The organism is Alistipes dispar (assembly GCF_006542685.1).
GTDB lineage: Bacteria > Bacteroidota > Bacteroidia > Bacteroidales > Rikenellaceae > Alistipes > Alistipes dispar.
This window is the reverse complement of the sequence record NZ_AP019736.1, coordinates 201,843-227,689: the sequence shown is the minus strand read 5'-3', so window position 1 is coordinate 227,689 and position 25,847 is coordinate 201,843. Positions and strand designations below refer to the sequence as shown.

The 25,847-nt window shown below is 55.5% G+C and carries 22 protein-coding genes, 1 tRNA gene and 1 riboswitch; of the genes, 11 read left to right on the top strand and 12 right to left on the bottom strand.

Translation table 11 applies throughout. The features are described from left to right. Nucleotides 1-5: 5 nt before the first annotated feature. Both FME97_RS01235 and ffh read right to left on the bottom strand, forming a co-directional pair. Nucleotides 6-3,419 (bottom strand): DUF5689 domain-containing protein, encoded by a 3,414-nt coding sequence (locus FME97_RS01235; RefSeq protein ID WP_162502040.1) that lies wholly within the window; start codon nt 3,417-3,419, stop codon nt 6-8. Between the two features lie 161 nt (nt 3,420-3,580). Next, complete coding sequence (ffh, locus tag FME97_RS01230; RefSeq protein WP_141427487.1) at nt 3,581-4,903, bottom strand: signal recognition particle protein; 1,323 nt, start codon at nt 4,901-4,903, stop codon at nt 3,581-3,583. Between the two features lie 293 nt (nt 4,904-5,196). Between ffh and FME97_RS01225 the strand changes: the two genes are divergently transcribed. Together FME97_RS01225 and FME97_RS01220 are read left to right on the top strand one after the other, a co-directional pair. After that, entirely contained in the window at nt 5,197-7,548 is a 2,352-nt protein-coding gene (locus FME97_RS01225; protein ID WP_141427485.1) for an alpha-N-acetylglucosaminidase TIM-barrel domain-containing protein, read from the top strand. A 128-nt stretch (nt 7,549-7,676) separates the two neighbouring features. Beyond that, nucleotides 7,677-8,402, top strand: a complete 726-nt coding sequence (locus FME97_RS01220; protein ID WP_141427483.1) for a hypothetical protein — start codon at nt 7,677-7,679, stop codon at nt 8,400-8,402. Between the two features lie 5 nt (nt 8,403-8,407). Here FME97_RS01220 and FME97_RS01215 read toward each other — a convergent pair whose 3' ends face one another. Continuing rightward, complete coding sequence (locus tag FME97_RS01215) at nt 8,408-8,983, bottom strand: DUF4294 domain-containing protein (RefSeq protein WP_141427481.1); 576 nt, start codon at nt 8,981-8,983, stop codon at nt 8,408-8,410. Nucleotides 8,984-9,112: 129 nt separating this feature from the next. Here FME97_RS01215 and FME97_RS01210 point away from each other — a divergent pair, with 129 nt between their 5' ends. After that, on the top strand, nt 9,113-9,487 hold the full coding sequence (locus tag FME97_RS01210) for a thioesterase family protein (protein ID WP_141427480.1): 375 nt from the start codon (nt 9,113-9,115) through the stop codon (nt 9,485-9,487). Between the two features lie 146 nt (nt 9,488-9,633). Here the strand turns inward: FME97_RS01210 and FME97_RS01205 are convergent. The 3 genes from FME97_RS01205 to FME97_RS01195 form a co-directional block, all read right to left on the bottom strand. Further along, nucleotides 9,634-9,704: transfer RNA gene (locus FME97_RS01205), tRNA-Gln, on the bottom strand. A 351-nt stretch (nt 9,705-10,055) separates the two neighbouring features. Further along, entirely contained in the window at nt 10,056-10,313 is a 258-nt protein-coding gene (locus FME97_RS01200) for a GlsB/YeaQ/YmgE family stress response membrane protein (RefSeq protein WP_141427478.1), read from the bottom strand. 84 nt (nt 10,314-10,397) lie between these two features. Then, nucleotides 10,398-10,646 carry a TIGR03905 family TSCPD domain-containing protein gene (locus FME97_RS01195; RefSeq protein ID WP_141427476.1) on the bottom strand — a complete coding sequence of 83 codons (249 nt, stop codon included), beginning with the start codon at nt 10,644-10,646 and terminating at the stop codon, nt 10,398-10,400. 119 nt (nt 10,647-10,765) lie between these two features. Then, nucleotides 10,766-10,965, top strand: a riboswitch (cobalamin riboswitch). 50 nt (nt 10,966-11,015) lie between these two features. Here FME97_RS01195 and FME97_RS01190 point away from each other — a divergent pair. Together FME97_RS01190 and nrdG are read left to right on the top strand one after the other, a co-directional pair. Then, nucleotides 11,016-13,403 (top strand): anaerobic ribonucleoside triphosphate reductase, encoded by a 2,388-nt coding sequence (locus tag FME97_RS01190; protein ID WP_141427474.1) that lies wholly within the window; start codon nt 11,016-11,018, stop codon nt 13,401-13,403. A gap of 254 nt (nt 13,404-13,657) precedes the next feature. Continuing rightward, the gene (gene nrdG / locus FME97_RS01185) at nt 13,658-14,143 is read left to right on the top strand and encodes an anaerobic ribonucleoside-triphosphate reductase activating protein (protein WP_141427472.1); all 486 of its coding nucleotides are present in this window, start codon (nt 13,658-13,660) and stop codon (nt 14,141-14,143) included. 75 nt (nt 14,144-14,218) lie between these two features. On the opposite strand, the gene yajC is transcribed toward nrdG, so the two are convergent. The 3 genes from yajC to FME97_RS01170 all read right to left on the bottom strand — a co-directional run bounded on the left by yajC (nt 14,219) and on the right by FME97_RS01170 (nt 16,017). Continuing rightward, complete coding sequence (gene yajC, locus FME97_RS01180) at nt 14,219-14,542, bottom strand: preprotein translocase subunit YajC (protein WP_162852156.1); 324 nt, start codon at nt 14,540-14,542, stop codon at nt 14,219-14,221. A gap of 75 nt (nt 14,543-14,617) precedes the next feature. Further along, the gene (locus tag FME97_RS01175) at nt 14,618-15,070 is read right to left on the bottom strand and encodes a DUF1573 domain-containing protein (protein WP_141427470.1); all 453 of its coding nucleotides are present in this window, start codon (nt 15,068-15,070) and stop codon (nt 14,618-14,620) included. A gap of 11 nt (nt 15,071-15,081) precedes the next feature. Beyond that, complete coding sequence (locus tag FME97_RS01170; RefSeq protein ID WP_141427468.1) at nt 15,082-16,017, bottom strand: transcription antitermination protein NusB; 936 nt, start codon at nt 16,015-16,017, stop codon at nt 15,082-15,084. A 143-nt stretch (nt 16,018-16,160) separates the two neighbouring features. On the opposite strand from FME97_RS01170, the gene FME97_RS01165 reads away from it, so the two are divergent. Genes FME97_RS01165 through FME97_RS01155 form a run of 3 tightly spaced genes read left to right on the top strand, consistent with a single transcriptional unit; the run spans nt 16,161 to nt 18,500 of the window. Beyond that, nucleotides 16,161-17,432 (top strand): BaiN/RdsA family NAD(P)/FAD-dependent oxidoreductase, encoded by a 1,272-nt coding sequence (locus FME97_RS01165; protein ID WP_141427466.1) that lies wholly within the window; start codon nt 16,161-16,163, stop codon nt 17,430-17,432. A gap of 7 nt (nt 17,433-17,439) precedes the next feature. Next, nucleotides 17,440-17,952 carry a hypothetical protein gene (locus tag FME97_RS01160; protein ID WP_141427465.1) on the top strand — a complete coding sequence of 171 codons (513 nt, stop codon included), beginning with the start codon at nt 17,440-17,442 and terminating at the stop codon, nt 17,950-17,952. Continuing rightward, the gene (locus FME97_RS01155; RefSeq protein ID WP_141427463.1) at nt 17,949-18,500 is read left to right on the top strand and encodes a cob(I)yrinic acid a,c-diamide adenosyltransferase; all 552 of its coding nucleotides are present in this window, start codon (nt 17,949-17,951) and stop codon (nt 18,498-18,500) included. Before FME97_RS01160 ends, FME97_RS01155 begins: the two co-directional genes overlap by 4 nt. A 337-nt stretch (nt 18,501-18,837) precedes the next feature. On the opposite strand, the gene FME97_RS01150 is transcribed toward FME97_RS01155, so the two are convergent. The 3 genes from FME97_RS01150 to FME97_RS01140 form a co-directional block, all read right to left on the bottom strand. Next, nucleotides 18,838-19,761: a hypothetical protein gene (locus tag FME97_RS01150; protein WP_141427461.1), complete on the bottom strand. Its 924-nt coding sequence runs from the start codon at nt 19,759-19,761 to the stop codon at nt 18,838-18,840. Nucleotides 19,762-19,999: 238 nt separating this feature from the next. After that, nucleotides 20,000-20,737, bottom strand: coding sequence for an ATP-binding protein (locus FME97_RS12495; RefSeq protein WP_232522907.1), 738 nt, complete (start codon nt 20,735-20,737; stop codon nt 20,000-20,002). 570 nt (nt 20,738-21,307) lie between these two features. Further along, nucleotides 21,308-22,150, bottom strand: a complete 843-nt coding sequence (locus FME97_RS01140; RefSeq protein ID WP_141427459.1) for a P-loop NTPase family protein — start codon at nt 22,148-22,150, stop codon at nt 21,308-21,310. A gap of 152 nt (nt 22,151-22,302) precedes the next feature. Here FME97_RS01140 and FME97_RS01135 point away from each other — a divergent pair, with 152 nt between their 5' ends. The 3 genes from FME97_RS01135 (at nt 22,303) to FME97_RS01125 (ending at nt 25,837) form a co-directional block, all read left to right on the top strand. Next, nucleotides 22,303-22,506 carry a helix-turn-helix domain-containing protein gene (locus FME97_RS01135; protein WP_141427458.1) on the top strand — a complete coding sequence of 68 codons (204 nt, stop codon included), beginning with the start codon at nt 22,303-22,305 and terminating at the stop codon, nt 22,504-22,506. Nucleotides 22,507-22,607: 101 nt separating this feature from the next. Further along, on the top strand, nt 22,608-24,524 hold the full coding sequence (locus FME97_RS01130) for an HsdM family class I SAM-dependent methyltransferase (protein WP_232522906.1): 1,917 nt from the start codon (nt 22,608-22,610) through the stop codon (nt 24,522-24,524). Further along, the gene (locus tag FME97_RS01125; RefSeq protein ID WP_141427454.1) at nt 24,521-25,837 is read left to right on the top strand and encodes a restriction endonuclease subunit S; all 1,317 of its coding nucleotides are present in this window, start codon (nt 24,521-24,523) and stop codon (nt 25,835-25,837) included. The genes FME97_RS01130 and FME97_RS01125 overlap by 4 nt, the downstream gene beginning before the upstream one ends. The last annotated feature ends 10 nt before the right edge of the window (nt 25,838-25,847 follow it).

Below are 25,847 nucleotides of genomic sequence, written 5' to 3'. Positions count from 1 at the left end.
CGGGGCTATTTCTCGCTGAACCCGGCTACGTCCTCACGGCTGGTCGGATAGAGCTGGTAGGTTCCTTTATATACCTCCATCACGCCGGTCAGGTTCGCCGTCTTCTGGGCGATCTTCTCGTCTGCAAACTCCGCGTAGCGGGTTACGCGGGCGGGAATCGTCTCGCCGGTTTCGCCCGTGAAGTCGGTCGTCGTGGTCTTGCCGTCCACCACCCACGTCTTAGCGTCTTTGGCGGGCGTCAGGTTCTTCACCGTCACGTATTGGCCGAGGTAATCGGCGGCTTCCGCGTCGGTGATCTCCGGGACCTTCATTTCGGCCTTCTCCTCCGTTGCGAATACCGTGGCCTTCAGCAACTGCGGAAGTCCCTGGTAATTGTCGTATTCGGCATACCGGAGGCTGACCACGACCTTCGTGCCCACGGGCAGCGTCTTTTCCGTGTGGTCCTCTCCCTTGATGATGATGCCGCTCTTGGCTTCGCCCGTGTTGTCCACCAGCGAGATCACCTGATAGAGGTTGCCGCCCTCGTTGTTGGCCGCCACGTAACCCTTTACGGCCACCAGGTCTTTCAGCTTGTCGCCTGCGGTCGCCGAGGCGAGCTTCTCGTTGAGTTCCCTGACCGTCAGCGCCGTACTCTCGTCGGGCATGGTCTCCTGTTCGGTGGCTTCGAGCGATACGGTCATCGTGTTGAGGTATTTGGTCGTCGATCCCGAGACGCCGATGGCGTATCCCGTCACCTTCACTTCGCGGTCCACGAGCGCCTCCACGTTGAGGTCGCCGTTGGGGTAGAGCACCGAACCCTGCACGGCGGTTCCATCTACCAGCACGTTGTAGTGCATCTGGTAGATTTCGTCGCGGTAGGAGGTCAGCGTACCCACGTACTCCACGTACCGGATTGCGGGATTCTTCACATAGGCGTCGAAATCGGATGCCGAGTACTTATCGGGCGCGGGCTGCGTGAACGAGCCCTTGCCGAGCGTCTCGATTTCGCTCGTCTCGTCGAACTGCTTCATGCCGCCGTATTCGGTCGTCGGGCCCGTAACGGCCACCTTGTCGCCGATTTCGGTGCCGTGGTTCTTCTTGAAGACGAGGATCGTGCCCGTGGCGTCCTTTACGAGGAACCCTTTGGTGTGCGTGGCGATCACCTGTCCCTCGATGGCGTATTTCTTGTCGGTCGGTGCGGCGAGCACGTCGGCGATCGTGGATTTTTCGATCTCCTCGCTGCCGCCGAAAACGATCTGCTGGCCGCCGTTGCCGGCTTTGAGCAGCACGTCGTCGATGCGGTTCACGCTGCTGGTGACGGCCACGAATTTGATATAGAGCGTCGATACGCCTTCGGGCAGCGTGAAGTCGGCCTTGGCCAGACGCCACTGGCCCGGATCGTCGGCCACGTCGAAGTCGTATTCGAGCGCCTGCGACCAAGTCTGGCCGTCCTGCGAGACGCGCACCTCGAAGTTGGATTTGAGGAAGGCGTTGGACGCGCCCTGCGCATACCGCTGCGCGCCGAACGAGAGCTGCAGGTTGCGGTCCGTCACGGCGATCTTTTCGATCGTGAAATGGTTGGGTGCGGTGCTGAAGAAGATGTTGTTCTTGCCCGAACCGTCGTAGAGCGAAAGGTCGCCCTTCGAGGACTGGTTGGCGCGTACCGACATGCTCTTAAAGTCGTAGGTCACGTCGTTTGCGCCCGAACCCTTGTGGTTGATCCATCCGTCGAACTGGTCGAGGTAGGGCCACGACGAACCGGTTCCGTAGGTCTGCGAGGCCAGTTCCTTGTCGAACGTGCTGTAATAGATGGCCCCTTCGGGAACCACCTCCTCGTATTCGCCCAGGTCTTCGACCTCTGCCGGGATGGTGTACATGTAGCTCTTGTAGGAGCCGAAGAGCCAGCCGGTGATCTCGACCTCGTGGTTGTTGTATTTCTTTTTGAAGTCTTCGCTCATGTAGTCGAGGCTTCCCTGGACCGAGGTCCCCTCGATTTCGACGTTGGTGTAGTTGCCCGACACGAGCACCACGCCCGTATAGGTCACGTATTTCACCTCGGGAGCATCCATGTAGGCTTCGATTTCGGCTGCCGAGAAGACGGCGGGTTCGGGTCGGGCCGGGTTGTCGTCGTGGCCCGTCTTGTCGAACGAGCAGCCCTTGCCGAACTGCAACAGGCCGTTGCGGCTTTCGGTTTTGCCCGTCACGGTCACGATGTCGCCGTCCTCCAGCCCGTGAGCCGCGCCCTTGAACGCGTACATGCGGGCGTCGCCCTGCTGGAGCAGCACGCCCTGCTCGTTGTGGCCGATGACCGTGGCCTCTTTCACCGAGAAGGTCGATCCGGGTTCGGCGGCGAGCACCTCTTCGAGCGTGGCGTCGGAGCCCGTCACAGTGAAACGCTCTTCGGTGAGCTGGATGTCGTCGATGTTGCGGGGCGAGAGCTGCAACGTGGTGTTGTAGATGCCGGCGATACCGGCGATCGAGCCGCTTTTGTCGGTCGGAATGGGTTCCGAGGCGAACGAAGCGTTCTGTATGGTGCGGATTTTATACGACTGGCCGTCGAGGGTCTCCATCGAGACGTTGCCCTTGTTGCTCGAACTGTTCCACGTGCCCGATTCGCTTGCCTCGGGCTGCGTGTGCTCGATCTTCACGTACTGCGATTCGTACGCTCCGATCTTGTCGGCCGTGATGACTACCGGATCGAGCGGTTCGATGCGCTCGACGAGCTCCGGTTTGTTGTGGGTCGAAATCTGGAGCAGACCGTTGAAGAGCTGCGCCGTGGCGTCCGAGAGCGAAACCGCGATCACGTCGCCCGGCTCGAAGGTGTTGTTGCTCTGGCTGATTTCCAGTGCTACGCCTGCTCCGCCCTCCTGCGTGTCATCGGCGATATTGACGATGAAGGGCTGCTGGTTTCCCCCCCCCTTGTCCGATACGACGATACCTTGCAGGCTCTTGGCCCGGATTTCGTCGGACAGGTCGGTTTCGTCGCCGCCCGGCTCGTTCTCCAGCACGAGGCTGCGGATTTCGGCCACGTTCGTCTCAGGGCCTTCGTCCACGCCGCCCGGGGTCTGCTTCACGGTGCATTTGCCCTCGTCGGTGATGCCCATGTACCCCGTGGCCGTTACCGTGATGACACCCGTGCGCGACGTTTCGTTGGCGGGAACGGTCACTTTCACCGTCGCCGAACCCTTGCCGCTCGCGGGGGCGGTTTCGATCCAGTCGGCGTTGGTTTCGATCTTCCAGTCGATCTTGCCGTTGAGTTTGATTTCGAGCTCTTTGGTCTGCGTCTCGGCGCAGTCGAAGAGCAGCGATTGCGTCACCTCGATCTCCGGGATCGTGGTGTCGTCGTTCGTGTCGTCGTCCGAACACGAACCCAGACCCGCTCCCAGCGTCAGCATGACAGCCGCGAGGAGCGTCCGTTTCCAAAAACAGAATTTTTGCATGGTTATAAAATTGGTTAATAAGGAGTGTCTCTGTTTCCGTCGCTGCAAATGTACGCATTTCCTCCGCGAGGCGGTGTGAAGAATCCGTGAAGATTCGCCGCGGAGCGCACACAATAAATCCCACATTTCCGGAATGTGGGATTCGTGCGTCGGGCCGGGTGCTATCGCCGGCCCGGTATTCTGGGCATCTTCATGTTGCCGCCCGCCACGGCCTTCATCATCTTGCGCGTGTCCTCGAACTGCTTCATCAGTCGGTTCACGTCGGCCATCGTCGTCCCGGAGCCTTTGGCGATGCGCTCCCGCCGCCGTGCGTTGATGATCTCGGGGTGTTCGCGTTCGGCGGGGGTCATCGACGAGATGATCGCCTCGGTCTGTTTGAAGACGTCGTCCGGAATGTCCACGTTCTTGAGCATCTTGCCCATGCCGGGGATCATCGAGGCGAGGTCCTTCAGGTTGCCCATCTTCTTGATCTGCTGTATCTGGGCGATGAAATCGTTGAAATTGAACTGGTTCTTGACGAGTTTCTTCTTCAGGCGGCGGGCCTCCTCCTCGTCGAACTGCTCCTGGGCGCGTTCCACGAGCGACACGACGTCGCCCATGCCGAGGATACGGTCGGCCATGCGTTCCGGGTGGAACACCTGCAGGGCGTCCATCTTCTCGCCGTTGGATATGAATTTGAGCGGTTTGTCCACCACCGAACGGATCGAGATCGCCGCACCGCCGCGCGTGTCGCCGTCGAGCTTGGTGAGCACCACGCCGTCGAAATCGAGCCGGTCGTTGAACTCCCGGGCCGTGTTCACGGCGTCCTGACCCGTCATGGCATCCACGACGAAGAGCGTCTCCGAGGGTTTCACCGCGGCCTTGATGGCCGTGATCTCCTGCATCATCGCCTCGTCCACGGCCAGACGGCCCGCCGTATCGACGATTACGACGTTGAAGGCCTTCTGCCGGGCGTAACGGATCGCATTCTCGGCGATCTCCACCGGATTGCGGTTGCCCTCCTCGGTATAGACCTCCACGCCGATCTGGCTGCCGAGCACCTTGAGCTGGTCGATGGCCGCCGGGCGGTAGATGTCGCCGGCCACCAGCAGCACCTGCCGGCCCTTCCTGCTTTTGATGAACGAAGCCAGTTTGCCCGAGAAGGTCGTCTTGCCGGAACCTTGCAGACCCGCGATGAGCACCACGGCCGGCGTGCCGTCGAGCCGGATGTCCGAGGCCGTGCCGCCCATGAGTTCGGCCAGCGAGTCGCGCACGATCTTGGTCATCATCTGGCCCGGCTTGACGGCCTTGAGCACGTCCTGGCCCAGCGCCTTCTGCTTCACCTCGTCGGTGAAGGTCTTGGCGACCTTGTAATTGACGTCGGCGTCGATGAGCGCGCGGCGGATCTCCTTGAGCGTCTCCGCGACGTTGATCTCCGTGATGCGGCCCTCGCCCTTGAGTATTTTGAATGACCGTTCGAGTTTGTCGGTTAAGTTTTCAAACATAGGGTGTCGATTGCTTGTTCCGGAGCGCAAAGATACGAAAAAAGGCGGAATTACCTTTTGTCCTGCTACTTTTTTGTGCCTTGCGGGCGAAAAGCCCGCTTCCGCAGCGTCCGCCCGCCGTTCGGGCGGTCCGATTCGTCTTCCCGCTCGTCTGCGACGGCCCGCGGTTTTCGGTTTTGCATGCCGTGGATTTATCGAGGTATTGATTTGTGGTAAAATATTTTCCGATCGAATGCATTGTATTGTTAATTTATTTATTAAATTTGAGCCCGAATAGAAAATCCGAACGACCTATGAAGAACCTGTTTCTCTCCCTTTTCCTCGCATTTTCGCTGCCGCTCTGCCTCCCGGCGCAGGAGAGGCCGGAGTGGAAGATACTCTGTCCCCGGAATGCCGCGAAGGTCTATCGTCATGCGGCCGACGAGTTCCGGGATTTTTACCGCGCCGTCACGGGCCGTGAGCTGGAGATCGTGCAGGAGCCTGCGGAGGGCGTTCCGATGGTCGTCATCGGTTCCGACTGCGTCAATCGGTTCACCCGCGATGCCGTCGAGCGGCGGCTGATCGCACCGCTCGACCTCGGAGCCGAAAGCGACGCCTACCGTATCGTGTCGGCCCGCGACGGGGAGCGCGACCTGCTCTTTCTGGCCGGCGGCAACGGCCGGGCGACGCTCTATGCCGTCTATGACTTCTTCGAGCGGCAGGCCGGATGCCGCTATTTTTGGGACGGGGACGTGATTCCCGCGCGGGAGACGATTCCGATGACGGGGCTCGACGTGCGCGAAACGCCGCATTTCTACTACCGCGGACTCCGCTACTTCGCCCACCGCAGCCTCGGCCGCTTTCAGGCCGAGCACTGGGGGCCCCGGGAGTGGGAGCGTGAGATCGACTGGATGCTCAAGAAGCGGTTGAACCTCTTCATGCTCCGTATCGGCATGGACGACGTTTTCCAGAAGGCCTTCCCCGATGTCGTGCCCTATCCGCCCGCGGACGGGCCGCTTCCCGAGGCCAAGCCACGGTCGTTCTACGACCGCACGACGGCCTGGCCGCTCGAATACCGCGGCGAGCTGCGCCGCCACATACTGCGCTATGCCGCCGAGCGCGAGCTGATCCATCCCGAGGACATGGGCACGATGACCCATTGGTACAGTTGCACGCCGAAGGCGTTCCTCGAGGCGGAGAACCCCTCGTTCTGCCCCCAGTCGGGCGGCGCCTACGTGGGCGATCCCTGCAATGCCGTGTGGGATATCCGCGACGACCGCAATCTGGACAACTACTGGAAACTCACGCAGACGCATATCGACGCATACGGCTCTCCGCAGATGTTCCATACGATCGGCATTGCCGAGCGCGAGGTGTTCGAGGACCGTTCGGACAATCTGGAGATGAAGCTCTACGCCTACCGCCGCATCCTTGCGAAACTCCGCGAACACTATCCCACGGCGCCCGTGCTGATCGCCTCGTGGGACTTCTACCTGCCCGGATGGAAGGGGGAGGAGATCGGCCGGCTCCTTTCGCAGCTCGATCCCGCGCGGACGATCATCCTGGACTACACCTCCGACCTGCCGTCGAACCAGAGCAACACCGACTTCACGAACTGGGGCGTGGTGGGCCGCTTCCCCTATACGTTCGGCATTTTCCATGCCTACGAGTGGGAGAACGACATCCGCGGCTATTACGACCTGATCGCCGAACGGCTGCCCGTCGCGGCGTCCGACCCCATGTGCAAGGGCTTCGTCTTCTGGCCCGAGACCTCGCACAGCGATCCGCTCGTTATGGAGTTCTTCACCCGCAATGCCTGGTCGCCCGACGCGATGCGCCCCGAGGAGCTGCTTCCGGAGTTCTGCCGCGACCGTTACGGCCGGCACGCCGCCGTGATGGAGCGTGCGTGGCGCGCCGCGCTGCCGCTCGCGGAGTTGTGCGAGGAGCTGCCGCTCCGCTTCCGCGACATCCGCGAGATCGCGCAGGCCAAGCCCGATTCGGCCGCCGTCGGGACGTTCGCGCGAACGTTGGAGCGGATCGCTCCGCAACTGGCCGGCGCTTCCGACGTGCTGGATGCGCTCGCCGCCATGCCTTACGGCCGGGGCGACGCCTTCGTCGATCGGGATGCCATCGACCTCGCGCGCACGGTCGTGAGCCGTCTCTTCACGGTGCGGTACTACCGCTACCTCATTGCCCAGCAGGCTTGGGAGCGGGGCGACGTGACGGCCGCCGAGGTGCGCCGTGCGGGTTCCGAAGCCCGGATGCTGCTCGCCGCCCTGCGCGACGTGCTCGCCCTGCACGACGACTACTCGATGCTCTCCTCCCTGCGGCGGATCGAGGAGGTCCGCGCTCCGATCAATCCCGCTTTCGAGCAGGCGCTCAAGGGCAACGCCGAGAACAGCTATTGCCGCACCTACATCAGCGAGTTGTTCGACTACTACTACCTGCCCGAGTTCGACCTCTATATGAAAGAGATCGACCGGGAGCTGAAGTCGCGGGAGCGCGTGCTGACCTACGACTCCGTCCGGATGGAGATGCAGCCGATCGTGGATGCGTTCTATGCCAGACCGCTCGGCGAAATGACGCCGCGCAATCCCCGTCCGCGCACCGAAGCGGAGTTCCGCCGCCAGATGGAGACGCTCGCCGCCCGGCTGCGCCGCATGTAGCCCCGTTCTCGAAGGAGCTGTCTTTGGCGTTTTGTGCCGTATCTTCGGCATCTTCGGCCGTCGGATTTGCAGATTGACCCGAAAAGGCTATATTTGCCGGAAATACCGCATTTGCCCGAATGCCGAACATGGAACGACTAACGACCGCCCTTGCCGGATGTCTCGCCTTTGTTGCGCTCCATGCGCAGCCTGTCTCCGAATCCGCTCCGGATCCCGCCTTCGTGAGAAAGCGGGTCCGTAACAAGGAGATCGGCCTGCGCTACGGGGTGCAGATCGGCGTCGGTTCGGGTGCTCCCGGTCAGGCCATGCAGTATGCGGCCATGGATTTTGCCGCCTACAACTACCGCAACATCGGCCTGCGTACGGGGCTCAACCTCTTTACCTCGCCCCTGCACGACGGACAGTACGCCTCTGTTCCGTTGCAGTTCTCCTGGCGCTCGGGCGTGCGGCGCATGCCGACCTCATCGCCCGACGGCTGTTATTACAACGGGACCTGGTATCCGGACCGTGATATGGCGGCCCCCTCCGTCGGCCGGATCCTTTTCGAAACCTTCGTGCCGGAGGTTCCTTCGGTGTTCGAACTGCATGCGGGCCTGACGCCCGGCCTGCTCTTCGGCCCGATCCATTCGCAGGACGAGGGCTTGTATGACATCCGGCAACGATTTGTCTGTACGGCGGATGCGGGAGGACGGTTGAATCTGCCGATCGGCCGTGTCCGTCTATTCATCGACTTCACCTACCATTACTACCTGACGCGCAGTTTCGATGAGGGGATACCGCGCCCTGACCGGGTGCTTGGTCCGCCGCACCGCTCGTTTGTCGGCCTCAGCGGCGGCCTTGCCCTGACGTTCTGACTGTTTTACAGCAGTCCGGCTTCGTAATAGACGACGATCTGCTCGATGATCCGGTCCTCACCCTCCTTGTCGTACTCCGACTTGAGGTTCTGTCCGAAGATGCGCGACACGCCCTGCCAGAATCCGGCCACGAATCCGCCGCGGAATTCGCGCAGCACCTCGTAGGCCGTATAGTCCGTCTCGCGGTCGATGAGCTTGAGCAGCACGCGCCCTTCGGTGCGGGTCATGTGTTTGGCCACGGGGGTGTATTCCTCCTTGATCTGGCGATAGACCTCCCGGATATAGGCTTTCTGCGCCTTTCTGTCCGGCAGGCGGAGCAGTTCGCCCTCCATTTCGGCCATCTTGGCGCGGGCGGCCCTGGCCACGGGATAGACGCGTTTGACGGCCCGCACCAGTTTCTGATATCGGCGCAGGTCCGCCGGACGGTCGAAGATACAGACCGGAAGGATGTGCACGAGCGGGATCGAGTCGCCCCGTTCGACGATCCACTCCTGTCTGAGGAAGCCGCGGCCGCCCTGCGCCAGCGCTCCGGAGAGCGCTGCCGTGCATGCGACGAGGAGAAGGGCCAGCCGTTTCTTCATGATCGGAAAAATCGTTACCTTTGCGCATCCTGCGCATCCCGAATGCACAGGGCGCCGCCGGAGCGGATACGGTTCGGAGGCAAAGGTAATTCAAAAATCGTTTGACGTAACACCGAAAAGAGAGAGCGTATGTTGGAAAAGGGACTTTCCGCCCGGAGCACGACGACCGTAACGGCCGGCAATACGGCCGTTGCGATGGGTTCGGGCGACCTCGAAGTATTCGCCACCCCCGCGATGGTGGCCCTCATGGAGAACGCCGCGATGCGGGCCGTGGCCGCCGCGCTGCCCGAAGGGGCGACCACCGTGGGCGCCGAGATGAACGTGACCCATATCAAGCCCTCGGGGCTCGGGGCCGAGATCACGGCCACGGCCATCCTCGCTGAGGCGGAGGGGCGCAAGCTGACCTTCAACGTCGGGGCCCGCGATGCCGAAGGAATGATCGGCGAGGGGGTTCACGTGCGTTTTGTGGTGGACCGCGCGAAATTCATGTCCAGGGTGAAGTGACCCGGCCGGATCCTCGGGATCCGGAGCGGTTTCCCGCCGCCCTTTCCGCGGAGGCTTCCCCGTCCTCCGCGGAAAGGGCGGGGCGGCCGCCGGTTACGTGCGGAAATGCGAAAGGGAGAAGTCCTCGCGGACCTCTCCCTTTCGTGTTGAGCTGCCGGGATTCGAACCCAGAACGACAGAACCAAAATCTGCTGTGTTACCATTACACCACAGCTCAAACATTCGCTCGAAAGCGGCACAAAGATACGTAAAAAATCCCAATATCCAATTTTGTGCGGGCAGATTATCTTTTACGCTGGCTGATTGTCTGTCGTCCGCCGCATTTTCCGGATCGTCCGGCCGCGGGTCTCTCCGGAGCCGCGGGTCTCTCCGGAGAGGAAATTCCGCGGCGGATCGCCGCGGTGCGCTCCGGACTGCGGCGTCCCCGCCTCCCGTCCGGATTCCTTTCCGGGTCCCGGCCGTCCGGCACGTGCTCCGGTGCGGCCGGTCCGCACGACGTCGCGTCGTCGATGCGTCCGGCGAGGAGCTCCGTCGTCTCCCGGCGCCTCCCGGTCGTCGCGCCGCGGTCTCATGCCTTGCGCGCTTTACGGTGCGAGACGAGCGCTGCGATCCAGAGCAGCACGATCGCCCCGATGACGGCCGTGACGAGACTGCCCAGCGTGCCCGCCGCCACGAGTCCGAAGAGCGAGAGCAGCCAGCCTCCCAGCACGCCGCCGATGAGTCCGACGATCAGATTGACGATAAGGCCCGAGCCGCTGCCCTTGACCAGCAGGTTGGCGATCCATCCGGCCGCCAGCCCGATAAGCAGATACCATAGGAAATACATAGTCTTTCGTTTTTTGTGACGTGAAGACCGAGTGCAAAATCCGTACCCGCCTGCGGTTCCGGGCCGCGGTGCGCGTCCGCCGCGTCAGCGCGCCGTTTTCAGCGCGCAGGCCAACTGATCGGGGCACGAAGTTCCCTTGCCGCGGCAGTCGATGCCTTCGAGCCGTGCGATGGCCTCTTCGGCCCGCATGCCGCTGACGAGCGCCGCGATGCCCTGCGTGTTGCCGTGGCAGCCGCCCGTGAAGACGACGCTGCGGATCGTCTCTCCGTCGAGTTCGATGTCGATTTGCCGGGAGCAGGTTCCCCGGCAGGTGTAGGATATTTTCCGGATCATGAGTCGTAATTGTCGTTTGCGGCGCAAAGATAGCGCAATGCGGGGGAAGACGGGCGGAATCTTTCACAAAATGTTGAAAACTTCTGTGCCGGGGGCTTTGAATTGCTCCGGATTCTGCGGACCTTTGTCCTTGCGGAGGTTTCCCTTCGTCCGCCGGACGGAGGGATAAGAGGGAACCGGGTGCGAATCCCGGACAGTTCCCGCTGCTGTAAGCGTCATAGGCCGCAGACACGTCTCGAGCCACTGTTCCCTGCGGGGAGCGGGAAGGCGTCTGCGGATCGGCGCGAGTCAGAAGACCTGCCTCCGCGCAGCAATGTCCGGTCCTGCGGGGAAACGGGGCCTATTGTGAAACACATATATTCGTTTACAATGGATTACGCACAGATTTCCATCATCAAACGTGATGGCAAGACGGAGCCTTTCTCGCTGGAGAAGATCGTCCGCGCCATCACGAAAGCCTACCGTGCGGGCGGCATCACGGACGAGGAGCAGACCATCGCCCGTGTGGCGGCGGAGGTCGCCGGAGCGATTTCGAAGAACGAGATTTCGGTCGAGGAGATTCAGGACATGGTCGAGGAGCGGCTGATGCGCCTCAATCCCTCGATCGCCAAACGCTATATCATCTACCGCGAGTGGCGCAACGTCGAGCGCGACCGCCGTTCGTCGATCAAGGGGGTCATGGACGGAATCGTGACGGTGGAGAAGAACGACATCAACCTCTCGAACGCCAACATGTCGTCGCACACGCCCGCCGGGCAGATGATGACCTTCGCTTCGGAGATCACGAAGGACTATGCGCTGAAGTACCTCGTGGGCGTGCGCCACGGCCGCGCTCACCGCGATGGCGACATACATATTCACGACCTGGACTACTATCCCACGAAGACCACGACCTGCATCCAGTACGATCTGGAGGACATCTATCGGCGCGGCTTCTCCACCAAGAACGGTTCGGTGCGCACGCCGCAGTCGATCCAGAGCTACGCCACACTGGCCACGATCGTCTTCCAGACCAACCAGAACGAACAGCACGGCGGGCAGTCGATTCCGGCCTTCGACCGTTTCATGGCTCCGGGCGTACTGAAGACCTTCCGCAAGCATGTCGTCGATACGGTGTCGTTCCTTTGCGTGCTCAGAGGGGCCGGGGAGCCGGACCGCGGACGGCTCAAAACACTCTGCGCCGAACATCTCCCGACGATCGAGCTCTCCGACGAGCGGATCGCCGCGCTGGGCGGGGCCCTCGCCGATGCGGGGATCGGCCTTTCGGACAAGGAGCTGCGCGGTATCTGGGAACAGTCCTACAAGGCCACGCGCAAGGAGACGCATCAGGCGATGGAGGGATTCATCCACAACCTCAATACGATGCACTCTCGCGGCGGCAATCAGGTGGTTTTCAGTTCGGTGAACTACGGCACGGACTTTTCGCCCGAGGGGCGCATGGTGATCCGCGAACTGCTCTCCGCCACGGTCGAGGGGCTGGGGCACGGCGAAGTGCCCGTCTTCCCGATTCAGATTTTCAAGGTCAAGGAGGGCGTTTCGTGGTGCGAGGAAGACTATCGGGCGGCCGTCCGGGATTTCGACAAGGCGCTGGCGGGCGAAATCCGGTTCCGGACGCCGAATTTCGACCTGCTCGTCGAGGCGTGCCGCACGACCTCGGTGGCGCTGTTCCCCAACTTCATGTTCCTCGACGCGCCGTTCAACCGCCATGAGAAGTGGCGCATCGACGACCCGGACCGCTTCCGCTACGAGGTGGCCACGATGGGCTGCCGCACGCGCGTCTTCGAGGACCTGCACGGCGAGAAGACCTCGTGGGGCCGCGGCAACCTCTCGTTCACCTCGATGAACCTGCCGCGGCTGGCCATCGAGGCGGTGCGTGAGGCTTCGGACCTGATTCCCGACGGCAACAAGCACGCCATCCGCAAGGAGGCGCGCGAGATCTTCCTCGAATCGGTTCGCAAGACGGCCTCGATGATCGCCGAGCAGCTCTACGAGCGCTACCAGTTCCAGCGCACGGCCCTCGCGCGGCAGTTCCCGTTCATGATGTCGAACGATGTCTGGAAGGGCGGCGGCGCGCTGCAACCCAACGACGAGGTGGGCGACGTGCTGAAGCACGGCACGCTGGGCATCGGCTTCATCGGCGGCCACAACGCGATGGTGGCCATCTACGGCGAGGGGCACGCCACCTCGAAGGAGGCGTGGCAGACGCTTTACGATGCCGTTCTGACGATGAACCGCGTGGTCGAGGAGTACAAGGCCCGCTACGGACTCAACTACTCCGTGCTGGCGACCCCGGCCGAGGGGCTGAGCGGCCGCTTCACGCGCATGGACCGCAAGCGTTACGGCGAGATTCCGGGCGTCACCGACCGCGACTACTACGTCAATTCGTTCCATGTGGATGTCCGCGAACCGGTGTCGATCGTCGAGAAGATCCGCCTCGAGGCGCCGTTCCACGCCATCACGCGCGGCGGCCATATCACCTATGTCGAGCTGGACGGCGAAGCGAAGAAGAATCCCGTGGCGATTCTCAAGATCGTCAAGGTGATGCAGGATTCGGGCATCGGCTACGGGTCGATCAACCATCCGATCGACACCTGCCGCAAGTGCGGTTACCGCGGGGTGATCTACTCGAAATGTCCCGTCTGCGGTTCGGACAACATCTCGCGCATGCGCCGCATCACGGGCTACCTGACGGGCAGTCTCGAATCGTGGAACTCCGCGAAGCAGGCCGAGGAGCGCGACCGGGTAAAACACAGATAATCCGCTTTTGGCGATTATGTCTGTCGTTTCACTTTCCGCCCTCGCTTCTTTACGGCCTTCGGCCGTGTTTGCAAGTGCGACCCACCACCAAACCCCCGTCTTGGCGGGGGCTCTTCTGTTCGGGACACTCCGGCAGGGGCGGACATGTTTGGCGCATGTGCAACCCGCGCCGGGGACGGCGCGTGCCGCAGACGGCTCCGTCCGAATTCCTAAATCGTCTCCGCAGGAAATGTATATCTGACCCTGTTTTGCCGATGGAACCACTCCGCATCCTGGCCATTTATCCCGAAACCATCTCTGATGGCTACGGCCTGCGCTACGCGATCTATTTCGCGGGGTGTGCGCACTGTTGTCCCGGGTGTCACAATCCGCAGAGCCACGATCCGCTGGGCGGCGAACCGCTGACCGCGGAGTGGACGGAGCGGATCTGCGACGCGATCGCGGCGAACCCGATTCTGGACGGTGTGACCGTCAGCGGCGGCGATCCGCTGCTGCATCCCGCGGCGATGGCGGCCTTTCTGCGCCGGGTGCGGGAGCGCACGGGGCAGAATGTCTGGTGCTATACGGGCTATACGCTCGAGGAGTGCCTCGCGGACCCGGCGCGCCGGGAGTGCCTGCGCTGGATCGACACGCTGGTGGACGGCCGCTACGTCGAGGCGCTGCGCGACCTGTCGCTCGATTTCCGGGGCAGCCGCAACCAGCGGCTCATCGACGTCGCGGCGCTGCATCTGTTCGGCTGACCTCCGTTTCCGGTGACGGATATGAAAAAAAGAGCTGCAAATCCTTGCAGCTCTTTTTCGTATGATGCGCGGCCTCTACTGGCGCTGGAGGTCCGAATTGTCGGCCACGACCATGTTCTTGTCGATGCGCAGCGTCACGTTGCCGTCCACCTCGATCAGCAGGGTGGTCTCCTTGACCTCCTTCACTGTGCCGTAGATGCCTCCGGCCGTGATGATCTTGTCGCCCTTTTTCAGCCCGTCGCGGAACGCCTGCATCTGCTTGCGGCGCTTGGCTTCGGGCCGCCACATGAAGAGCCAGAGGACCAGCACCATGAGGCCGATCATAATGATGAAGCTGTACTGTTGCATGAAGCCCGGCTGAGGTTGTGCGGGCGCCGCTGCCTGAAGAAAATCGATCATAATCTTATTCGCTTTTTAAGTGTTTGTTCGGTTCAGCACGGCAAATATACGAAATATCGGCGAATCTGCAAGCCCTCACTCCACCTCCGCTTCGGCGTAAAGCCGCAGCGGGCGCTGCGCTCCGGCCAGCGTCACGTCGAGCGTTTTGAGCTGCCAGCCCCGCGTGCCCCGCGAATCGAAGCTCATTTCGACTCGCTGCGCATCCCCCGGTGCGATCGGTTCGGAGTTGAATTTCAGCGTCGTGCAGCCGCAGTTGCGGTCGTAGGAGAGGATGGCCGTCGTCTGCGGCGAATCGTTGGCTATCCAGAAGCGCACGACGGCCGTTTCGCCCGACCGGAGGCGGCCGAAGCGGACGGTGTCCGTCCCGCCCCGTTCGAAAAACACGTCCGAAAGGGAGACGATCCGGCCTTTCCGTTCCCCGGACCGGACCGCTTCGGCCCGGTCCGAACCGGCCTGCGGACGGGAAGCGGGGCCGTCGCACGAGCAGAGCAAGGCGGCCGTAAGCAGAAGCGGTGCGGTGCGGCGCATGGCGGGGAGGGTCAGATCAGCCCGCGGCCGGCCTTCCTGATGCGGCCTTCGGCCGTGAGCGATTCCACGATCTTGTCCAGCACGCCGTTGATGAAGGTGCTGCTGCCCGGCGTGGAGTAATACTTCGAGATTTCGATCCATTCGTCGAGCGTCACCTTCACGGGAATCGACGGGAACGAGATCAGCTCGGCCATCGCCGTGGCGAGGATCAGGTTGTCCATGAACACGATGCGCTCCACGTCCCAGTTCGAGGTGTAGCGTTCGATATAGTCCTGGTAGGAGTCGTAATTCACGAGCGTCTTCTCGAAGAGCGTCTTCACGAATTCGGGGTCTTCGGCGCTCTTGAACTTCGGCGGGACCTTCAGGTCGGTGTGCGACGGGCGCAGGTTCGAGAGCGTCCGCAGGATCATCATGACGATATAGGGCAGGTCGTCGTTCCAGAGAATCGACATCTCCTCGAGCGCGTCGTCCAGCGCCTCGTAGCTCTGCAACTCCTTGAAGAAGTCCTCGACCAGCCGCCGGTCGTCGTCGAACGACCGTTCCTCGCGCTGCATGTATTCCTTGTAGTAGTCGCTTTCGGTGAGCTGTCCGTAGAGCGTGCGGATCAGTTCGGGATACCGTGTCCAGCCCAGTTTGCGTGCGGCCGTGTGGTCGTTCACCGCGTCGCTGTTCGCGATGATGCGGATGACGCCGTTCTCGACGAATTTGGTGTTGGGATTCAGGTCTTCGAATGTCGGCAGTTTCTTCTGCTTGGCCAACTCCTGACGCTGCTGCGCATAGCGCGCGATCTCCACGGGGAGGGTCAGAATCTGGAAATAGAGGTCGTAGGCCTTGTCTACGGATGCCATCAGTGTCTTTTCCGAGGCGATCATGTTGTCGGCTCCCGACTTGAGGTGGGCGAACAGCGCCTTGACGACCTTGATGCGGAGTAATCTTCTGCTCAACATATCTTATAGAACGATTTTGCGGCTGCAAAGATAGTGCATGCCGGGCGGAAAATCAAGCGAAAACCGATTTTTCCCCGCACGGGCGCTTTCCTGGCGGAGTTTTCGTCCCCGGAACCGAATAAATCCTTATCTTTGCATCCGTTATGGAACGAACGGAAGAGATACGGCCCTACGACGTCGTCGTCGTGGGGGCGGGAGCCGCGGGCATGATGGCCGCGGGCACGGCGGCGCAGCGGGGCTGCCGCGTGCTGCTGCTCGAAAAGATGGAGAAGTCGGGCCGCAAGGTCCGCATCACGGGAAAGGGGCGCTGCAACGTGACGAACGCCCGGCCGGCGGAGGAGTTCGCCGCGCAGGTGCGCACGAACGCCGCGTTTTTCGCCCCGGCCTTCGCCGCCTTCAACAACCGCGCGGCCATCCGTTTCTTCGAGCGGCAGGGCGTCCGGCTCGACATCGAGCGCGGCGAACGCGTCTTTCCCCACAGCGGCAAGGCGTGGGACATCGCCAACGCCCTGCTGGGCTTTTGCGTGGACAACGGGGTGAAGATTCTCTACGACACGCGCGTTACGGGGATTCTGACTCTCGGCGGCCGGGTCTTCGGCGTGAAATACGTCAACAAGCGGGGCTTCGAACGCAAGGAGGAGTGTCCGCAGGTCATCCTCGCCACGGGCGGCGTCTCCTATCCGGCGACCGGTTCGACAGGCGACGGGTATGCGTTCGCCGCCGATCTGGGACATACGATCGAGCCGCTGCGGCCGTCGCTCACGCCGCTCGTCTCGTCCCATCCGCGGGTCCGTCAGCTCGACCGCCTGTTGCTGCGCAATGTCCGCGCGACGTTGTGGATCGACGACGCTCCCGTGCGCGAGGAGTTCGGCGAGCTGGGATTCTCGGAGCGCGGCATCGAGGGCGCCGTGGCGCTCCGCATGAGCCGCGATGCGGTGGATGCGCTCATCGAAGGCCGGAGGGTGAAGATCGTCGTCGATCTGAAGCCCGCGCTCACGGAGGAGGTGCTGCGCGACCGCATCGCCCGCGAGCTGGCCGCGATGGAGCCGACGGAGTTTTTCGGCGAGTTGCTGCGCAAGCTGGTTCCCCGTCCGATGGTGCTGCCTCTGGCGCAGGAATTGGATATTCACTCGAAGACATACGTTTCGAAGCTCTCCGAGGCGGAGATTGTGCGGCTGATCCGCACGCTCAAGGGACTGACCTTCCCCGTGACGGATTACGCGCCCTTCGAATATGCCGTGATGACGGCCGGCGGCGTGCGCTGTGACGAGGTGAATCCCGAGACGATGGAGTCGCGCCGGGTCCGCGGGCTCTATTTCGCGGGCGAGGTGCTCGATCTCGATGCCAATACGGGCGGTTACAACCTTCAGATCGCCTTCTCGACGGGGCGGCTGGCCGGCATGCTGAAAAAGTGAGGCGGCGATGAAACCGGGCGGACATCCCATCGGACTGCGGCTGTCGGGCCGGATGGCCGAGCTGCGCAACCGGCTGTCGCGGGCGCGTTATTTCCGTGGCCATGGCGTGCATTCGCCGTTCGTCTATACTATCGTCCGGGAGGTATTCATGCGGCGCGAGCTGCTGCCGGGCGACCGGGCGCTTTACGGGGCGCTGCTGGAGGCGGGCGTCAGCCGCCGCCGGGCCGTGCAACTACAGAACCTGGCGATCCATTGCGGCTATGCGACTTTCGGACTGGACCGGGCGGATGCGGAATTTTGCGTCGCCACACGCGGTCTGGGACGTCAGGAGACGCTCGGGCTCGTCCGGGAGGCTGCCGCTGCGGGGCGTACCGTGGCGGTGCTGGCGCCTTACGACGGCTGCGAGCGGCAGGCATTGTGCCGGCAGCTGGTCGCGGCGCACCGTTCGACATCGGTGGATAACCGCGGTTATCTGCTGCTGTTCCACAATTATTTACCGAAACAACATTTCCGGATATGAAAGTCTATACGAAAACAGGGGACAAGGGAATGACCTCGCTGATCGGCGGCGAACGGGTGTTCAAGACCGACGAGCGGGTCGAGGCGTACGGATCGGTGGACGAGCTGTCGGCTTTCGCGGCGCTGCTGACCGACCGCATCCGCGGGGATGCCGCGCTGGCGGCGTATGTGGAGGATCTGAACCGCATTCTCTCGCGGCTCATGTCGGTCGAGGCGCTGCTCGCCACGGGAGAGGCCGGAAGCGACAAGGTCTCCCCGCTGGCTCCCGAAGCGGTTTCGTGGCTCGAAAGCCGCATCGACACGATGCAGGTGGCCCTGAAGCCGATCGACAAGTTCACCGTGCCCGGCGGCGACACGGCCGTGTCGCTGTGCCATGTCTGCCGCACGGTCTGCCGCCGCGCCGAGCGGGCCGCGCTGCGCGCCGATGCGAAATACGGCGTGGATTCCACGGCGCTCGTCTGGCTCAACCGCCTGTCGGATTATTTTTATCTGCTGGGTCGTACACTCACGGCGTATTACGACGTGCGGGAGACCCTGTGGATTCCCTGACGCGAATCCCGTTTCGGCCGCAGCATGTAGCGTCATCCGCGCCGGGTTTTCCCGTGCGCCAGGTTTCCCCGTACACGGAAATCGGGCGCTTCGTTCTCTCGTCTCTCCCGTATCGACAGAAGCAGTCCGATTTCGGACTGCTTCTGTCAGATGGAATAACCCGTGAAGTATATCGGACGATCAATACTCCTCCTCGTTGAAGAAATTTATATATTGATTATCAATATATTATACAATAATCAATGAATTTTGTGCAAACAAACCGCACCGTCTGAGACGGGCTGAGGCGATGGGAGGAAATGGAGGACAAACAAAATAATTCACTTATTCAGATTCATCACCTTCTTTTGATATCTATCAAATCTAAAATATCTTTGGTTAATTTTGATAGAGGTCTATCTTCATATTCGGCATTCATAAGATGTCTTCCCCATACAAAATCATAGACTTGACGGGGATGGTATCCTACACCTTGAAAACTTTCCACCAATGCTTTCATTGCATGCATATCATAAGCCTTGGATTTGTCAATTAATTTTTTTACATAATCAGTGTGTTTATTATATACATCTATTATTCCTAAAACTTTATCATTCAATTCTTCATTAGGATCATTCCCTGTAAAATCCAATTTGATTTCCTTTTCTGTTAATTTGTAGATTTGAGATTTAGTTAGATGATTCTCATCTTTATCAGTTATGATAAATTTTCTTTTAAAGGTTCCGCTATAAGGATTTAGACCTATTTTTTTGTCTAATTTCACATGATTGCATGCATGGCAAGCTGGAATAAGATTATAAAACGACAAGCAATAAATTGGATAATCAGTTTTTGAATAAAAATGATCAAGCTCCGGTCTTTCTTCTACTCGTCCCTTAAAAGTGTAAATAAATTGTCGGTTACAGTACGGACAAGTCTTGATATTTAATTTGTTAACTAAACAGTGTCCATATTTGATTGATATTTTCTCGTAATAAGCAACAAATATAGATGACAAAAACCTAAGTAATCTGATTTCCCCTATTTTTTTCTTATCCCATATTTTTTTTTGCGCATCAATAATAGCATTGGGATTCGCTAATATTATCGTATCAAGATGTTTCCACCAATAATACAGTTTCTTTACACAAGCTTTTCTGTGTCTTTTATTTTTAGTATAAAAACACCTGGTGTAAACATTCATATTCCAACTTGTGAGCATATGAATCAAAATATCGTCTCTTTTTTGAAGATAACTCGATGTATGGACGACTGGGATCATGAAAAAATTTCTTTACCCAACCAAGCCATTCTTCTGCAATTGAATTTACATATCTTCCTCTCTTAATATCTATCATCGTTCACAAGCTGAATAATGCATATTATACAATTTCATTAGCTGTTCTCTTAGGTATGGTTCTCCAACTCTCATGATGTTCGAGTAGAACCAATCCTTTTGCTCCAGATCATTCGGATTTAACTTATATCCATTGAGTTTTTCAAAGAGTTCGTTAATCTTATCATAAGCAAATTCTCCCATCGGTAAAGACGGCAGGAAAACCCCATTCTTTAATAATCCATGAATATTTGCTCCAAAAGCATTTTCTTGCATTTTTTTCCATTGCTGGTTTTCCGTTTTTTAGAAACAACACATTGCACAGAGGAATATCTGACAAAATGAATGGAGAATGTGTTACAAACGTGGTATTAACTCTTTTGATATGTTTGAAAACTATCGATTGCAATTTTTCCAATAACACTTTTACTATCATTCGTTGATATTCAGGATGGAAATACAACTCTATTTCTTCAAGAATCACATTTACATTTTCATATAGTCTTCCATTATCCGCCACAGAATCGATATTCCTCAAATGATAAATTAATGCGCCAAAATTATTTAATAACTGCTTTTCTCCAGAACTTAAATAATTATATGGAATATATACACTTTTACTTTGTTCAGAATAAAATAGAATTTCTGCCTTATAAATAGGGGGCGGCAGCAAATCTAAAGGGAAAACATCTTGCTTATAATGTAATTTTAAATCATCGAAACTTATCACAAAACTATCTCCAAATTCAGTTTTTAATTCTTGTCGGGATTTTATCTTGGAAAGACTTTCGAAAATATTATTACCACTCCCTTTCAGTTGGTCAATAAAATTTAAGCACTGGCGTAATTTTAATGTAACATGCGTTTGATCAGCTTTTATCTGTCTTACGATCTCATCAATAACAGAATCATTAAATATCAATCCAATATTATTCCAACCTGCATCTTTATTATCAATAAAGTCTCGATATTCAGGATAGATTGCGCAAATACTTATCGTTTTATATATAATATAATGCTGACAACGCTCAACTTCGTTTAGTTGCTCATACTTATTAGTAAGAATATCGGTGGGAAAACCCTAGCATTGCATGACATTATAGATAAACCGAAGCCTTTTCAATTGTTGGACATTTAGTTTATCGTATTTTTTATATTTTTTTGCGAATCTATTAAATGTAGAATCACTATCAGTATGATCATTGAATTTTTTAAGCGCATTTAGGAACTGCCTTAGGTCGCTTTTGCTCGAATATACACCACGTTTATGACCAAGCCAACCGTAAAATTCATCCAAAAATCTTCTATACGACGCATCTCCTGCCCCAACTAATAAATCAAGACTTTTTTCAATTATCTCCAAAGTGTTGTCATGTAAATTCTCGGTTTTTATGTCGTCATAGTTTCTAATTATATCTTCTATTTGGTTGATATATTTTGATAGGGATGAAATAGATTTATTATCTTTAAAATATTGACAGACGCTCACCTCTTAGAGTTTCGAATATCCCACATCAGTCAACTTCAGAAATTCTGCATCCTTATTTCCTATTCTTCTAAAAGAACCTTTATTATCGTTAGGATTAGGCTCTTGAATATATAAAGCCATCAATCTTTGCATTGTCAATTCGGTTTCCCGATTGATATCAATATTCCCTTCATATCTATAAGGATGAATAGTTATAGGAGTCCTATAGCCATCGTTTTTATGAAATAAATAATATAACCAGCATTTCTTACTTTCCTCTTTTGATTGTACTCGATTATCCCATTCTGCCCTAAAATCTTTTGTATTATATGCATACAAAGAGTAATTAGACACTATGGTATAGAATAGCTCATTTCTTCGGATAACACCCTTTACGGGGATCATTAGCTTGTCCCATTGACGAGCTGCTGAATTACTCATATCTGCATATTTCAGCAGACTTGTATAGCGATCTTTCTTTGTTTCCCTAATACAATAAACAATCTCATCAATTTGATAATACAATTCAGCCTTTACACCTTCAATACGTAATAAGTTATCTCGATCCGTCAGCCGATAATGCTTTGCGCAGTTGTTAATCAAACGCATTACTAATTCAACGAGTGTACTCTTACCATCACCATTCATTCCCACTATAGCGGAAATATTTATCTGCTGCAATGTATGTTTTGTCCCTAAAGAGAAAAAATCTTTTGGAAATAATTTTACATATTCATCTCGAAGCTCAATGCCATCTTCTGTGATATAATAATCATTGCAGAAATAGTATATCTTACCTATAATTAAGCATTTACAGACAGATGCACAGCATCCATCAAGAGGTTTGATTGCTATTAACTTCAACATTTTTAAATCAAGTTAAATGATTTTTGTGGAATAACTAATTTTTACCATTAACGAAAGAGAGATTCATAAAGCCAATCTAGACAAAGATAACGAAACCAATCAGCATATCGAATATAATTCCCTATATTTGTGCTATTCAATCAAGGCATAATATGAAATTAAATAGGATAAAAGCCGTTCTGGCAGAGAAAGGTAGCTCTCAGACATGGCTGGTAACGCAGCTTAACAAGAGCTTCAGCATGGTTAATGCCTACGCCTGCAATAGGATTCAGCCCAACCTGGAGACTCTTCAGCAAATAGCCGTCATCCTGCAAGTCGACTTGAAAGGCCTGATCACAGATAAAGAAGAACGATAGATAGAATTATGAAAGATATATTATCATACGAATCCGACATTTGGTCGTGCGCCGATTTACTCATATCATCGGGAATCAAACAAAGTAAATTTTCCGATTACATGATGCCATTCTTCGCTCTCATCATGCTCGAAGGGCGTATGCGAAATGAAATGGCAGATATTGAAGCCTCCGAGAGCCTGACCCGCGAGAACAACTTGCAGGAATTTATCGAGGCTTTCCGAGACCGGGAGTGTGGGTATAACGACTATATCGTGCGCGAAGGCAAAACCCTGTCGGCTATTTGCAATAACGACAAGACATTTGAGCAGGATTTCCGAAGCTATCTGGCAGGCTTTGACGGAACGCTCAAAGAACTGCTCGGCATCGAACGTGGTACGGACGACAGCAAATACCTCAATCTGGACGGCATGGTTGCCGAGTTGCGGAAGAAAGGCATTCTGATGCAATATATCACCCAATGGTCTCAAATAGACCTTTCTCGCTACAACAACTCGGAAATAACCACTCTCGAGGAGCATATCAAACGCAAATGGGCCGACATATCGGCAGAGACGGCCGGAGAGCAGTACACCCCGGAAGATATTATTTCATTGATTGCCGAAATCGTTGCGGCGAAGATCGACATCTCTACCGATGATTTTGTACATATATACGACCCGACGTGCGGTGGAGCCAACCTGCTGTTCGGTGTTGTGGACCGTTTGCGCGATAAGGCTGGCTACAAATATATAGCCGCTCACGGTTGCGACTGGAACGATGCGCTATACGCATTGGCGAAGATTGAATCGTTGTTCCGCGAGAATACCAAAATAAAATATGGCAATACCCTTACCTCATTGCCTTTCAAAGGCAAAGAGTTCGATGTTGTCATCGCCAATCCTCCCTACGGAATACCGTGGAAAGGTTATGAGAAAGAGATCCGCGACGACCAGACCGGGCAGTTCCCATTCTTGCCTTCCGTGAGCGACGGGCAAATGCTCTTCTTGCAGCACAACGCATGGCATCTGCACGAAGATAAAGGCATTGTCGTAGAAGTAAACAACGGCTCGTCGCTGTTCAGCGGTGATGCCGGCAGCGGCGAGAGCAATATCCGCAAATATCTTTTCGACAACAATTGGGTTGAGGCTATTATTCAGATGCCGTCCGACGAGTTCTTCAATACGGGCATCGTCACCTATTTGTGGATTCTCAACAAGAACAAACCGACCGAGCGTAAAGACAAGGTAATCCTTATCAATGCCGCCGATCTTTGGCAACCGTTGAAGAAAAACAAAGGTTCGAAACGTAAAGAGATGAACCCCGAGCATCGTGCAGCCATTGTCCGCGCACTGGTTGAATTCAAGGATTGCGACATTGCTAAAGTTTACGATAAATGGCATTTCTATTTCAACAAGCAGTCTGTCGTTCTTACCGAAATCGACAGCGAAGGACGCCATATCAGCCAGACCCTCCACACGGAAGGAAAGCCATACAATGTCAAGGATATTTCGTACTGCAATTTAGATGGGTGCTGGGTATGGCCTCGCGATATTGATGCCGAGGAGATACAATTCCGGGATTCCATGCTGCGAAATCTTGGAATAAAAATCTCGACAGTTCTTGTTTGTCCGGACTTTATCTATTGGGTGGATAAAGAAAACAACGAAATCATGCGCACTACCTACGCCGGAGAGCATGAGTGTCTGGGCAATGGTGCTATCAATGTACAGCTCGGCTATAATAAACGCCGGGAAGAGCATACCATTTCTGCCAAAATTGTCGATTGTACGACCAAGGACTCAGAGATTATTCCGTTCGATCCCGACCCCGAGGTCAATGAACAAGGCATCGGCGATTTTCTTCAACGCTATATCTACAAGCCTTATACGATTGGCGAGAATGTCGTGGGTGTCGAGGTGAACTTCAACAAGGAATTCTATATTCCCGAGACCGTTGAACCGGTGGATTCCATCCTTGCCGAAATTTCGGATATTGACAAGGTAATCGCAAATCTTGAGAAGGAACTTGGCTTATGAAAAAGTGTCGTGTTTCTGAAATGAGTTGGTTAGAATCAGTCCCCGCTCATTGGGAGATGTGTAGATTAAAAGATTATACATCAACAAATACTGGTATCACTTTTACAAAAGCCAATCTTGTAGATTGCGGGAATGCCGTTCTTAGTTATGGCCAAATCCATGCTAAAAACAACCCAACGACCCAAATAAATCACGAACTAATCAGATTTATTCCCGATTCGTTGGTTAATGATAAATTGTCGTCTAAAGTTAAACAGGGCGATTTTATATTCGCAGATACATCTGAAGATTTGAAAGGATGTGGTAATTGCATTTATATTAACGAGCCTATTGATTTATACGCTGGATACCACACAATTCTTTTACGAAATGAAGGGTTAGGTTGCGGTAAATACTTCGCATATTTATTTATGAGCGATCAGTGGCGTTCTCAGATTCGCAAAAAAGTTAAAAGCGTAAAATTATATTCGATAACGCAAGGAATACTGAAACAAGCTTTTATTGTTGTACCACCAATTAAGGAGCAGGAGGCAATTGCGGCATATTTGGATAAGGAGTGTGAGAAGATTGGTCGAAAAATAGAACTGTTAGAGCGCAAAGCCGATGCTTACAGCCGACTTCGTCGCTCCCTGATCAACCGCGCCGTCACCCGTGGATTGAATCCCAATGTTTTATTAAAACCATCTACTATTGAATGGGTTGGAGATATTCCTGTACATTGGACAATATCGCGATTTGCATATTTTTTTGCGGAACATAATATCTCAAACAAAGGGGTGAATCATCAAAACCTTCTCTCCTTGAGTTTTGGGAAAATTATTCGTAAAAATATAGACTCTTGCGATGGCCTTTTGCCAGCATCATTTGAGACTTATCAAATCGTAGAACCAGGTAATATAGTTTTTCGTTTTACTGATTTACAAAATGACCATAAAAGCTTGAGAGTCGGTTTAGTTAATGAAGAAGGGATTATTACATCAGCCTATACTTGTGTACAAGGGAATAAAAAGACATTGCCCAAATTCGCGTTCTACATGCTACACTCGTATGATATAAAAAAGGTTTTTTACAAACTTGGTGGAGGAATGCGCCAATCTTTAAATTATAGGACAATAAAAGACATGAAGGTTGTATTTCCTCCAATTGAAGAACAAAAAGAGATTGCTGCATATCTGGATGAGAAGTGCGCAAAGATTGATGCCATCCTTGAAAAGATAAATACCGAAGTAGAGCGTCTGAAGGAGCTGAAACGCTCCCTGATAAATGAAGTAGTAACCGGCCAGCGAGCCATCGATACGGAATCGCACTCCTAAAACTATATTG

Coding starts and splice junctions, on each gene's coding strand:
- FME97_RS01220 (WP_141427483.1), top strand. CDS start 7,677: ATGGAACGACTAACGACCGCCCTTGCCGGATGTCTCGCCTTTGTTGCG.
- FME97_RS01210 (WP_141427480.1), top strand. CDS start 9,113: ATGTTGGAAAAGGGACTTTCCGCCCGGAGCACGACGACCGTAACGGCC.
- FME97_RS01130 (WP_232522906.1), top strand. CDS start 22,608: ATGATGCCATTCTTCGCTCTCATCATGCTCGAAGGGCGTATGCGAAAT.
- FME97_RS01175 (WP_141427470.1), bottom strand. CDS start 15,070: ATGCGCCGCACCGCACCGCTTCTGCTTACGGCCGCCTTGCTCTGCTCG.
- nrdG (WP_141427472.1), top strand. CDS start 13,658: ATGGAACCACTCCGCATCCTGGCCATTTATCCCGAAACCATCTCTGAT.
- FME97_RS01225 (WP_141427485.1), top strand. CDS start 5,197: ATGAAGAACCTGTTTCTCTCCCTTTTCCTCGCATTTTCGCTGCCGCTC.
- FME97_RS01140 (WP_141427459.1), bottom strand. CDS start 22,150: ATGTTGAAGTTAATAGCAATCAAACCTCTTGATGGATGCTGTGCATCT.
- FME97_RS01215 (WP_141427481.1), bottom strand. CDS start 8,983: ATGAAGAAACGGCTGGCCCTTCTCCTCGTCGCATGCACGGCAGCGCTC.
- FME97_RS01190 (WP_141427474.1), top strand. CDS start 11,016: ATGGATTACGCACAGATTTCCATCATCAAACGTGATGGCAAGACGGAG.
- yajC (WP_162852156.1), bottom strand. CDS start 14,542: ATGATCGATTTTCTTCAGGCAGCGGCGCCCGCACAACCTCAGCCGGGC.
- FME97_RS01135 (WP_141427458.1), top strand. CDS start 22,303: ATGAAATTAAATAGGATAAAAGCCGTTCTGGCAGAGAAAGGTAGCTCT.
- ffh (WP_141427487.1), bottom strand. CDS start 4,903: ATGTTTGAAAACTTAACCGACAAACTCGAACGGTCATTCAAAATACTC.
- FME97_RS01235 (WP_162502040.1), bottom strand. CDS start 3,419: ATGCAAAAATTCTGTTTTTGGAAACGGACGCTCCTCGCGGCTGTCATG.
- FME97_RS01155 (WP_141427463.1), top strand. CDS start 17,949: ATGAAAGTCTATACGAAAACAGGGGACAAGGGAATGACCTCGCTGATC.
- FME97_RS01165 (WP_141427466.1), top strand. CDS start 16,161: ATGGAACGAACGGAAGAGATACGGCCCTACGACGTCGTCGTCGTGGGG.
- FME97_RS01200 (WP_141427478.1), bottom strand. CDS start 10,313: ATGTATTTCCTATGGTATCTGCTTATCGGGCTGGCGGCCGGATGGATC.
- FME97_RS01170 (WP_141427468.1), bottom strand. CDS start 16,017: ATGTTGAGCAGAAGATTACTCCGCATCAAGGTCGTCAAGGCGCTGTTC.
- FME97_RS01160 (WP_141427465.1), top strand. CDS start 17,440: ATGAAACCGGGCGGACATCCCATCGGACTGCGGCTGTCGGGCCGGATG.
- FME97_RS01195 (WP_141427476.1), bottom strand. CDS start 10,646: ATGATCCGGAAAATATCCTACACCTGCCGGGGAACCTGCTCCCGGCAA.
- FME97_RS01150 (WP_141427461.1), bottom strand. CDS start 19,761: ATGATCCCAGTCGTCCATACATCGAGTTATCTTCAAAAAAGAGACGAT.
- FME97_RS01125 (WP_141427454.1), top strand. CDS start 24,521: ATGAAAAAGTGTCGTGTTTCTGAAATGAGTTGGTTAGAATCAGTCCCC.